An 8,731-nucleotide genomic window follows, 5' to 3' on the forward strand; every position below is an offset into this window, starting at 1 on the left:
GTGAAAGACCGGGTCGTCGGGGGGGGAGTGTAGGCTCTCCCCGCTTTCGCTGGAGCGGTAACTCGGGTCCCACGTACTCCAGCCCGTGCTATCGGTCCCGGTTTTCCGGGTCCGGAGGGGGAGGTCGCGCGGGGTAAGACGCTCGACGCCCGCGAGAACGTCCCGGACGTCGTCGGCCTTCTCCTCGGCGTCGACGGCGACGGGGTCGTACTCCTCGAGCTCGGGACGGTCCCGGTCGGTGTCGTGGGTGATCGGTTCCTTGTCCGTGTAGCCGTTGGCCTCCAGAACCGACCGGAGGGCGTCGGCGTCCCACTCGACGACGTCCAGGCCGGTCCCCGGAACGTGCTCGCCGGTCGTAACGCAAACGTGCTTATTCGCGTAGATCTCGACGGTCGGGACGCTATCGTTCGCTCCCCACGGTTCGGTGTCTATGTCGAACACGGCTTGTCCGTGGCCGGCGAGCGGGAGCTCTCCCTGGTAGTAGGCGTGGACACCGCTCCCGGAGGTCGAAACGTCGGCGTAGGTCCGCCCGAGTTGCTCCAGCAGGGCGACAAAGGCCGGGTGTACCTCGCCGGTGTCCGGGTCCCGAACGTCGTCGCCGTCGACGAACGCGAACGGGTCGCTCTCGGTTTGGATGAACACGCGCCCCCCGAGCCGGTGGTCCTCCTCGGCAAGAGCGACAGTTTCGCCGTCCGTGTAGTGGTCGCTAATCCCCCACTTGTAACGGGCGTCCTTCCCGTCCTCGCCGTCCGGGTGGTCGGCGTCCCCCCACGGCGCGAACGGGAGCTTCTCACCGGCGAGCCGGCCCATCCACTTCTCCCGCTCCAGCAGCGCCGGCGGGTAGGTGTCCGGCTCGGGGTTGGCAAAGTCCGCCTCGGCCCACGCGCCGGTGTCCTCGGCGTCCGTGTCCATGTCCGGCGTCGACGAACCCGCTTTGTCCGCCTCAGGGGTGGGGTTCGTGTCCCGAGAACCACCCTCCGGCTCGGTGGTTTCGGCGTTCCGGAGCGCCTCGGCGGGCGTGTCCGTCTCCAGCGCGTCGGCGACGGCGTCGAGCCACACACTCGGGTCCGCGCCGGTCGCGCCGATCACTCCGGGAGCGCTCGCGTCGGGGTGTAGGCGTAGGTACTCGGCGAGCTGTTCCACTCGGTCGGTGTCCTCGGTGGGCGTCATAGTCCCCCCTCCCCCGTGTCGACGGTGTGGGCCAACGGACAGCCCATGATCTCGGGCATCTCCTCGGCCCCACAACTCGGGGAACTCTCGTCGGTCGGTGCGTCGGTTCGTTCGGTGTTAGGGTTGGGTGTCGTGCTCATTCGCGGGCGTGTTGCCCCCGCTCCGCGCCGTGCACCGAGAGTAAAAGCCTTCAACCCGGACCCCGTAGGTCCAAGCAGAAGGCCCGCCGCCCGGTGCCTTCGCGTTACGGTGGCAGACCAATTTAGTTCGACACCGGAACCGGTCCCTGGCCAAAGAGCCCGGTTTTGGTGTCGGCTGATTCAACTACTCCCATAGTTACGGGTATGGGATTTAGTCGTTGTCCTCGGTATCGTAGGCGTCGAGCAGCGCCGCGAGCGTTTCGTCGTAACTCCGCCGGTCCTCCTCCGCTTTGAGAACCTTGAGCTCGCGCCGGCGTTCCTTCGATAGCGGGATTTGCGCCTCGGTTGCTGCCATGGAAGGAACCATGTTACCCGAGAGGTTAAAGATTCGTGACTATTCCGTTAGTGTGTGGGGTAGAACCTCTATTCCGCCGTTTTTCGTTTTCGGTCATGTGATCATGCCGCCCGCCAGGAACGCACCGGCGACGGCGACGCTCCCCAGGGCGAGCAGGGCGTAGTTCGCTATCGGGTTCGCTGCTCGGGTCACACTAAGCGAATAGTCCCGTCCGTCGACGGGGTCGAACGGTTGGATCCCCATGGGCGTCAAAGCGTCCGCGAGCAGGTGCGCCCCGACCGTAACCACCCCCAGGAGGACACCGTAGGCGCCGAGGGCGAGCGTCGCGAGGGCGCCGGTCCCACTCCCGAGGACCGCGCCGACGACACCATACACAACACCGACACCGCCGGCGAACCATACGGTATGCGTCGGTCCTCGGTGGGTCACGAACGGGAGCCGCATATCCAGGTCGGGGAGCATGGAACCGGCGACGACGACACCGGCGCCGGCGAGGGCGAGCGTCGAGAACCCGGCGGCCGTCACTACGAACACGACCGGCGCGGTCGCGAGGAGAGCGGCGCCGATATGGCCCTTCTTGTGCATGGTTAGTAGTGCTCCAGCCACTCCGGCCCGCCGTAGGCGTCGCGGTAACAGCGCTTGTGTACCGGCTCCTCGCGTTTGTTCGGGACGGCTTTCTCCAGGGCGACACTCTCCCCGCAAAAGTCACACTCGGCCGTGTGTCCGGCTTGGCGGTCCTCGGGCGACAGTCCCACCGTTTCGACGTATAGCTCCTCCAGGGCGGGGGGCGAGAGCCGGACAAACACCTTCTCCCGGTCGTCGGGATCTCGACGCTCGGGCGTGTAGGAGAGAACCCAGTCCTGCCCCGGCTCGCCGTCGCCGGCCGGCCCGAGGGAGAGAGTTCGGGCGAGGTCCGCCGGGACGTAGTGCCATGTGTTCGACCGAAACCGTGGGTAATGCCCCTCCGGTCGGGCGTCCTCGGGGTCGACGTCCTCGGTCATGGCTCCAGCTCCTCGCGAACGTCGTCGTCGCCGGTGTATTCCCACTCCCCGTAACCGCCTTTCTCGACGCCCGGGACGTCCGGGAGGTATCGGTCGAGCGCGTTCCACATGGTCCGGGCGCTCCCCCACTCCTCGGTGTAGTCGGGATACACGGCGTCCTGGATCTCGCCCGTTTTCGCCGTCCCGTGCTCCCGGAGGAACCGGAACACGTCGACGACGGCCGAACGGCCGTGCTCGGTCTTTGGTGGAACGTCCTCCCGCTCCAGGTAGTCGCGGACGTCCTCGGGGAGCGTATCGCTCTCGGGGCGTGTGTCGGCGCTCTCGGCGCCGGTGTCCGTGGCCGATGTGTCGGCCCGCGTTTCGCTCCGGTCGCTCTCGACGTCCAAGAGGTCCGCGAGCCACCACACCGTGTTTCGCCCGCCTATCTGTTTGCTCTCCAGGTCGCCGGCGTCCTCCAGCCCCCGGAGCCGGTTTAGCGTCCCTCGGCGCTTGATCGGGACGGCGTCCGCCACCTCGGCGGTCGAAAGGACGGGGTCCTCGGCGTCGCGGAACACGTCGAGCAGGTCCCTGTCGGTCACTCTCGGCTTTCGGCCGCCCGTATCGGGTGGGTCCATAGTGCCCACTACGGCATTAATGCCCTAAAAGGTAGTGCCTTCGAGGGAACGAACACGGGCATACCCGGGAGTAGTACCTTCTCCGGTGGGTTTATGGTTAGTGCCTTCTAAGGTAGGAACAGGAAGGGCGGGGTCCTCGGGGCGTGAAAGCGCCCGCGTGGTAGGAACACGCGAGCCGGTCCTTCTGGAGAGAACGACCATGTCCGCATACGATACCCCGACTGAAGAAGGAACCGCCACCGAAACCGATCATGCCGTTGTCGTCGACGCTCCCGCTCGGTGGAAGGGACCATTTACCGAACGGGACAAATACGGCGAGCTCACCGGCGCCCGTTACGTCCGGTGTACTGGTTGCGGCGTCGAGGTCCTCGCCGGCGAGCGCGAACACGCGAGCCACCGGGACGGGTGCGACGGCGTCGACGAGTAGGGACCGCCAGCCGCTTCTTTTCGATTTCCGCACCGCCGTCGCGCGCGCGTTGGGCGACTTGCAAAACTCCCCATTCAGTCTTAACCAACAGCCGGCGTTTCGAGGACGTCCGTGTTGGTTAACGCTCGGCCCACCTACCAGATCCATTACCCAATTACCGGCATGTCTCGCCGGGTATGTGGGTGGTTCGACGGTGTTTTTTGCCCTATCGTACCGCCGTCCGGCGGTTCGGGGTCGTACCGGAAACGTCGCTTCGCGTCGTAATCTTCGCTCCCGGGACCAACTCCGGGCTATTCCGGTAATCGTTTGAGGTCGGCCATGAACGCGGCCAAGTGAGACACCGGAAGGAACCGGAGATTCCTCGGGCGGGATTCCTCCGGATCGAACACGACATGGGGAACGCCGGCATGGGGTTCTCCCGGCGCAGGGACCGACACCTCAAGATGGGTTGGGGGGTTTGCCGTTTCGACGAGCTGCCCAACGGATTCCACCGCCTCCCTATGCGGCCCCTCCGGGACAAGTGACTCCGGAAGGTGTAGCCGGAAGGTATCAACAACTACCCCATCCAGGTCGCGCAAAGAGATAGCCGACCGGATTCTTACCTCGGGAAAGAGTTTGAGATGCACGGCCGTTCGACCATCTTCAAACCGCGTTACGTCGACGTTCCTCCCCACGTCTTCGAGTCGGGCGATAGCTGACTCTCCCGATTCACTACCAAAGTCGGCCCCGATTGGGTGATCCCCCCGAATTTGGTACCTAACACCGTGGTCGGTGTGTAGGCCTTCAATCACCAACCGGGATTGGGCGCTCTTGCCCCCCACGCTATCCGCCCCAAGAGAGCAGCCCGCCACTCTCGCCGTCCTCCTCGGGTTCGGGTTCGGGTTCTATCGGCTCGCCGTCGACGGCGTCGAGCTCGCGCGTCGCGATCCAGTCGTCGACGGTCCGCTCGGGTTCGACCGCCCCGATATACACGGGCGCCCCCAGGGCCAAATCCGGCGGGAGGACTTGTTGCCCCCCTTTACCGAGCCGGGGGTGCACCCCAGGCGCCCGGTTGTACCTGTCGAGCGCTTCCCCGACCGTCTCACACACACTCTCCGGGGTGTTGACCACGTTCCCCAGGTCGAGCCGGACGGTCACGTGCTCGGGGTGGAGCTCGAGCGAGCGGACCGACTGAACCCCACCGGGCCAAAGGACCGGGTCGTCGACGACGAGCTCGGCGAACCGCTCGCGTTCGAACTCCCCCCACTCGAAGGGGTGCCTGTTACCGGCGTCGTACATCTCCGGGTCGAGCGGGACGACGACGTGGTAGGAGAAGTACCGGTCGGGCATGATCGACGGGTCCCCGTCGCGGGAGAGTGAGCATATGGGACCGTCCGCGTCCGGAGCGCGGTCGTCGCCCGTTACGGTGTCGACGAACTCCTCGGGCGTGGTCGCCCCGTCCGGCAGGTAGACGGTTACGTAGGTGTCGCCCGGGATGATGCGCTCGCCCCCGTCCGCGTGGGTCTGGTTGTACCACTTCGGGACGTTCTCCAGGGCGCCGACGAGGTCCGCCGGCGACACTTCCGCCGGCCTCCCTGGCTCCACGCGAGCGCGAAGGTAGCCGGGTTGGACGTCGACGGACGAAACGGTCCCACGGTCGAACGCGCGTTCGACGCCACTCTCCAGCTGCTCGCGGGTGTCGTCGTCGAGCGCGAACGCATGGGCGACGCCCCGAGCGTCCTCCTCGATCTCGTAACTCTCCTCCCGTATCTGGAGCGCGAGGTCGAACCCGAGCGCCGCTTTAGTGTGCATACTGTCCCTCCGCGTCGGTGGTGTTGGTGTTGGTGTGCATCGTATGAGTATGAGTATGAACGAAGGGCGGGTGACAAGGCCGCCCCTGACTGAGACGACAATTGGTGCCTCGCCCCGCCCGACCGAGAAGCGGGGGTCATCAGCACTCGGGGTTAGTCGCTTACCTCCGGGGGGTCGTCCCACGGGTCCGGGTGGTCGTTCTCGGCGTAGTCCTCGGCGAGTTCTTTGAGCCGCTCGATCTTCTCCGCCACCTCGGCGTAACTCCGCCGGCTCATTCGTCGCTCTCCTCCCGGACGGCGACGTTGAGGTCCGCCCCCCCGTTCGTCGCGTCCTCCTCGCGTTCCCAGGTCCAACCCTCGGGAATCTCGGGAGGGTCGTCGCCGTCGAAACGAACGAACCCCGCCGTCACACCGAGCTCGGCTTTCGTGGGTGGGTCGCCGTCGTCGGTCGAGTGGTCGGCGAGGCCGTCGGCCAATTCCTCGAGCTCTCTCTCCAGGTCGCGTTTGCCGGTCATTTGTCTGCCCCCATGACGTCCGTAAGGTGCGTTTCGCTCTCCTCCAGCTCCTCGCGTAGTCCTGCTACCTTCCCCTCCAGCTGCTCGACGTCCTCCCAATCCTGGAGAAAATCCTGGTACTTGATCGCCGTGCGAGCGGCCGCCCGCCATTCCTCGTCCGCGAGCATCCCACGGATAGCCCGCTGCACGACACTATCCAACTGGAGCGCGCGCCGGTCGCGGGACTGTGTTAGGTGCTCGCGGCAGGATTCGGCGATCCGGTCGAGGTCCTTACTGATTTGCTGTTGGCTGACCCCGTACCGCTCGGCCGCTTCCCCCTGGTGGAGCATGGACGGGTGGCCGAGGTCGCGGATCTGTCCCAAGAGGTCCGCGCGCCGCTCTTGGTACGTGAACTCCTCGGGCGGCTTGGTCGTCGGGACGTCGACGGTCGTGTAGTCGGGTGCGTCCCGCCCGGTATCACTACCGTCTACTACCCCGGATTCGCTCGTAGTCATGCGGTTTTACTTGATTGTAGAACCGCCCAGGCCCTTCTCGTCCGGGAGGAGGTCCTGAACGGCGGCGTTGTAATTCTCCAGGTCGTGCTCCTCCTTGTACTCCTTCAGGGCGTCGCGGGTGGCTGTACCGAGAGGGATGCTTGTCCGATCCATGCTGTGAAATGTGTGCGACACACACTTATACTTCAGTGTGAACGGGCGGTAGAAGGCTCAAAACTCCAGAAAACACTAATTAATGACTAACTCGCCGGGTGGGTGTAGCCGTCGCTGCTCGCCGGGCGAACGTCCGCCCGATCTCGGCGTCAGTCGGCCGGGTCCGGTGGCCGGCCGCCCCCTGTATCGGCGTCGCTTGTCGTCGTCGACGGGGTGGAACCGGCGCCGGACGTGTCCGGCCCCGGTGAACCGGAGAGGTTCGTAAAGTCCCACGTATAGATACTACTACGGGATAGTTGACGAACCTCGCCGTCGTCGAGCTCCTCCAGTTCGACCGGGTCGAGCTCCGCCTCCCCGTGGTCGCTTACTCGGTGGAGGCCGTCGTCGACCCACACAACACGGCGCCCGTCCTCGGCGTCCTGCTCGCGGTCGAGAACGCCCCGGTCGCGGAGCTCCTCCAGGTGGGCGAATACCTGTTGCCGCGAGAGACTCACGGCCGGGTGCTCCCGGACGGCTTCGGTGGTCGCTTCCCCGAGGTCCTCCAGCGCCGCGAGGACGTCCTTCATGCCGTCGCTCCAGGTTTTGAGAACCCGCCCCTCGCCGGCGACAGGGACCCACTCCGGGAGCGTGTTCGTATGGACATAGACGACGGCGCCGTTCCCGTCCCGGCCGAACCGCATGGCCGCTTGTAGGGTGTCGTGCTCGCGCATATGCTGGAGGACGGCGTCGCCGAACCCACCGTAGGAGAGTCCCGCCCCCTTCTCGTCGTTCCGCTCGACGCTCTCGCCGGCGTAGGCGCCCCACTTCTTGATGTAGTCGTCGCCGTAGTGGTTGCTCCCGATCACCGCCCCGAGCCGGGTGTCGTCGAACTCGTTACTCCCGAGGACGTTCCCGTAGTGTTTGGTGTCGGCGACGTGGTCGAGAACCTCCTCGGCGGCGTATTCCTCCTCGGCCGTCGTCGTCGTAATCACGGCCGGGCGTTCGCCGTGCTCCTCGGTAATCGCTTCGAGAAGGGCGGCGTCCTGCTCGGTGTTGACGTGGTCGGCCGAGTTGTAGGGCTTGATGTACTCGGTGGTCCGGACGAGGTTCAGGTTCAGGGCGTCCCGGACGTATTCGGCCCGCTCCCCCCCGTGGAGGATCTCGCGGTGGTTCAGTCGCTCGCCGAGGGAGAGCTCCCACATTCGCTTTGTGGGCGTCCCGTCGAGAGCGACGACACCGCTCGCGTACTCCAGCGCCGGGGGTTGGAGGACGGACACACTCCCACGGCTTCGGTCGAACGTCGCCCGGACACCGTCGCCGAGGTCCGCCGTCTCAAAGCCGTTCCCGAGGTCGTCGCCGGCGAGCAGGGAAAACACCGCCAGGGGAGCGTCCGCGTGGGCGCTCCGGTCGTCGAATACGTGGGTTTCGTCCGGCTCGACACCGTGCTCGTCGAACCACAGTAGGGCGTCCGCCCGGCGTTCCTCGTCGCTCCGGTTCTCGACGAGGTCGGTGTAACTGTCGAACGGGAGGGCGTCGACGGTGTCCAACCAGTAGGACACCGCCCCCTGGAGCTCCGGCCCGAGGACTGTCTGATAGGCGCCCCCGGGGAACTCGTCGAACACGACAGTCCGCCCGGTCGTAACCTTCTGCTTGTGGGCGTGGGCGTAGTGGCCGATCAACACGTCGACAGGGACGTCCTCGCCGGCGTCGGCGCTCCCGTCCGTGTCCGGGTCAAAGTCCCACTTGGCGGCGTAGGGACACCGCTGGCCGTCGTGCTCTTGGCAGGGGAGCGGGCGGCCGAGAACGTCCTCGGCGAACTTGTGAATCGCTTTCGGCGACGCTCCCTGGTGGTACCAGGTAGTGACGGTGTCGGCCCACTCCTCGCCGTGCTCGCCGTTGGCCGTGCTACAGTCCCGGGTGAACGACGGGAGGACTTTGTAGGTCAGCCCGTGCTCCTCGCACCACTCTTTGAGCTGGCCGTACTGCTCTTTGTGTCCGCGCCCCGTGAGAACGGTAATCTCCTCGCCGGTGTCGGCGGCCGCCTTGATCGAACCGTAGGACTTCCCCATGGTCGGCAGGGCTTCGACGAGAAC

At 66.0% G+C, this 8,731-nt stretch carries 13 protein-coding genes and 1 pseudogene; 1 reads left to right on the forward strand and 13 read right to left on the reverse strand.

Annotated elements, in window-relative coordinates:
- The 6 genes and pseudogenes from ACFR9S_RS05305 to ACFR9S_RS05330 form a co-directional block, all read right to left on the reverse strand.
- Positions 1-1,170, reverse strand: a pseudogene (locus ACFR9S_RS05305) (hypothetical protein); the annotation flags it as partial.
- Positions 1,167-1,310, reverse strand: coding sequence for a hypothetical protein (locus tag ACFR9S_RS05310; RefSeq protein WP_166623321.1), 144 nt, complete (start codon positions 1,308-1,310; stop codon positions 1,167-1,169). The gene ACFR9S_RS05310 and the pseudogene ACFR9S_RS05305, both read right to left, overlap by 4 nt.
- 211 nt (positions 1,311-1,521) lie before the next feature.
- Positions 1,522-1,665: a hypothetical protein gene (locus ACFR9S_RS05315; protein ID WP_166623320.1), complete on the reverse strand. Its 144-nt coding sequence runs from the start codon at positions 1,663-1,665 to the stop codon at positions 1,522-1,524.
- Between the two features lie 93 nt (positions 1,666-1,758).
- A complete protein-coding gene (locus ACFR9S_RS05320) occupies positions 1,759-2,250 on the reverse strand; it encodes a metal-dependent hydrolase (protein ID WP_166623319.1) in 492 nt (163 codons plus the stop codon).
- Between the two features lie 2 nt (positions 2,251-2,252).
- On the reverse strand, positions 2,253-2,666 hold the full coding sequence (locus tag ACFR9S_RS05325) for a hypothetical protein (RefSeq protein WP_074880869.1): 414 nt from the start codon (positions 2,664-2,666) through the stop codon (positions 2,253-2,255).
- Complete coding sequence (locus ACFR9S_RS05330) at positions 2,663-3,280, reverse strand: hypothetical protein (RefSeq protein WP_074880871.1); 618 nt, start codon at positions 3,278-3,280, stop codon at positions 2,663-2,665. The genes ACFR9S_RS05325 and ACFR9S_RS05330 overlap by 4 nt, the downstream gene beginning before the upstream one ends.
- A gap of 199 nt (positions 3,281-3,479) precedes the next feature.
- On the opposite strand from ACFR9S_RS05330, the gene ACFR9S_RS05335 reads away from it, so the two are divergent.
- Positions 3,480-3,707, forward strand: a complete 228-nt coding sequence (locus ACFR9S_RS05335) for a hypothetical protein (protein WP_074880873.1) — start codon at positions 3,480-3,482, stop codon at positions 3,705-3,707.
- Positions 3,708-3,997: 290 nt separating this feature from the next.
- On the opposite strand, the gene ACFR9S_RS05340 is transcribed toward ACFR9S_RS05335, so the two are convergent.
- The 7 genes from ACFR9S_RS05340 to ACFR9S_RS05370 all read right to left on the reverse strand — a co-directional run.
- Positions 3,998-4,333, reverse strand: a complete 336-nt coding sequence (locus ACFR9S_RS05340; RefSeq protein ID WP_379818221.1) for a hypothetical protein — start codon at positions 4,331-4,333, stop codon at positions 3,998-4,000.
- A 196-nt stretch (positions 4,334-4,529) separates the two neighbouring features.
- Positions 4,530-5,681: a hypothetical protein gene (locus tag ACFR9S_RS05345; protein ID WP_379818222.1), complete on the reverse strand. Its 1,152-nt coding sequence runs from the start codon at positions 5,679-5,681 to the stop codon at positions 4,530-4,532.
- Entirely contained in the window at positions 5,651-5,773 is a 123-nt protein-coding gene (locus ACFR9S_RS05350) for a hypothetical protein (RefSeq protein ID WP_255458125.1), read from the reverse strand. Before ACFR9S_RS05350 ends, ACFR9S_RS05345 begins: the two co-directional genes overlap by 31 nt.
- Positions 5,770-6,012 carry a hypothetical protein gene (locus tag ACFR9S_RS05355; RefSeq protein ID WP_074880880.1) on the reverse strand — a complete coding sequence of 81 codons (243 nt, stop codon included), beginning with the start codon at positions 6,010-6,012 and terminating at the stop codon, positions 5,770-5,772. Before ACFR9S_RS05355 ends, ACFR9S_RS05350 begins: the two co-directional genes overlap by 4 nt.
- Positions 6,009-6,506, reverse strand: coding sequence for a hypothetical protein (locus tag ACFR9S_RS05360; protein WP_074880882.1), 498 nt, complete (start codon positions 6,504-6,506; stop codon positions 6,009-6,011). Before ACFR9S_RS05360 ends, ACFR9S_RS05355 begins: the two co-directional genes overlap by 4 nt.
- Positions 6,507-6,512: 6 nt before the next feature.
- Positions 6,513-6,659, reverse strand: a complete 147-nt coding sequence (locus ACFR9S_RS05365; RefSeq protein WP_166623322.1) for a hypothetical protein — start codon at positions 6,657-6,659, stop codon at positions 6,513-6,515.
- 149 nt (positions 6,660-6,808) lie between these two features.
- Positions 6,809-8,731: MarR family transcriptional regulator (locus ACFR9S_RS05370; RefSeq protein WP_379818223.1), on the reverse strand; the 1,923-nt coding region annotated here is incomplete at its 5' end.

It is taken from the genome of Halolamina salina, from assembly GCF_042678005.1.
Lineage (GTDB): Archaea > Halobacteriota > Halobacteria > Halobacteriales > Haloferacaceae > Halolamina > Halolamina salina.

Coding starts and splice junctions, on each gene's coding strand:
- ACFR9S_RS05335 (WP_074880873.1), top strand. CDS start 3,480: ATGTCCGCATACGATACCCCGACTGAAGAAGGAACCGCCACCGAAACC.
- ACFR9S_RS05350 (WP_255458125.1), bottom strand. CDS start 5,773: ATGAGCCGGCGGAGTTACGCCGAGGTGGCGGAGAAGATCGAGCGGCTC.
- ACFR9S_RS05310 (WP_166623321.1), bottom strand. CDS start 1,310: ATGAGCACGACACCCAACCCTAACACCGAACGAACCGACGCACCGACC.
- ACFR9S_RS05360 (WP_074880882.1), bottom strand. CDS start 6,506: ATGACTACGAGCGAATCCGGGGTAGTAGACGGTAGTGATACCGGGCGG.
- ACFR9S_RS05355 (WP_074880880.1), bottom strand. CDS start 6,012: ATGACCGGCAAACGCGACCTGGAGAGAGAGCTCGAGGAATTGGCCGAC.
- ACFR9S_RS05325 (WP_074880869.1), bottom strand. CDS start 2,666: ATGACCGAGGACGTCGACCCCGAGGACGCCCGACCGGAGGGGCATTAC.
- ACFR9S_RS05330 (WP_074880871.1), bottom strand. CDS start 3,280: ATGGACCCACCCGATACGGGCGGCCGAAAGCCGAGAGTGACCGACAGG.
- ACFR9S_RS05320 (WP_166623319.1), bottom strand. CDS start 2,250: ATGCACAAGAAGGGCCATATCGGCGCCGCTCTCCTCGCGACCGCGCCG.
- ACFR9S_RS05315 (WP_166623320.1), bottom strand. CDS start 1,665: ATGGCAGCAACCGAGGCGCAAATCCCGCTATCGAAGGAACGCCGGCGC.
- ACFR9S_RS05365 (WP_166623322.1), bottom strand. CDS start 6,659: ATGGATCGGACAAGCATCCCTCTCGGTACAGCCACCCGCGACGCCCTG.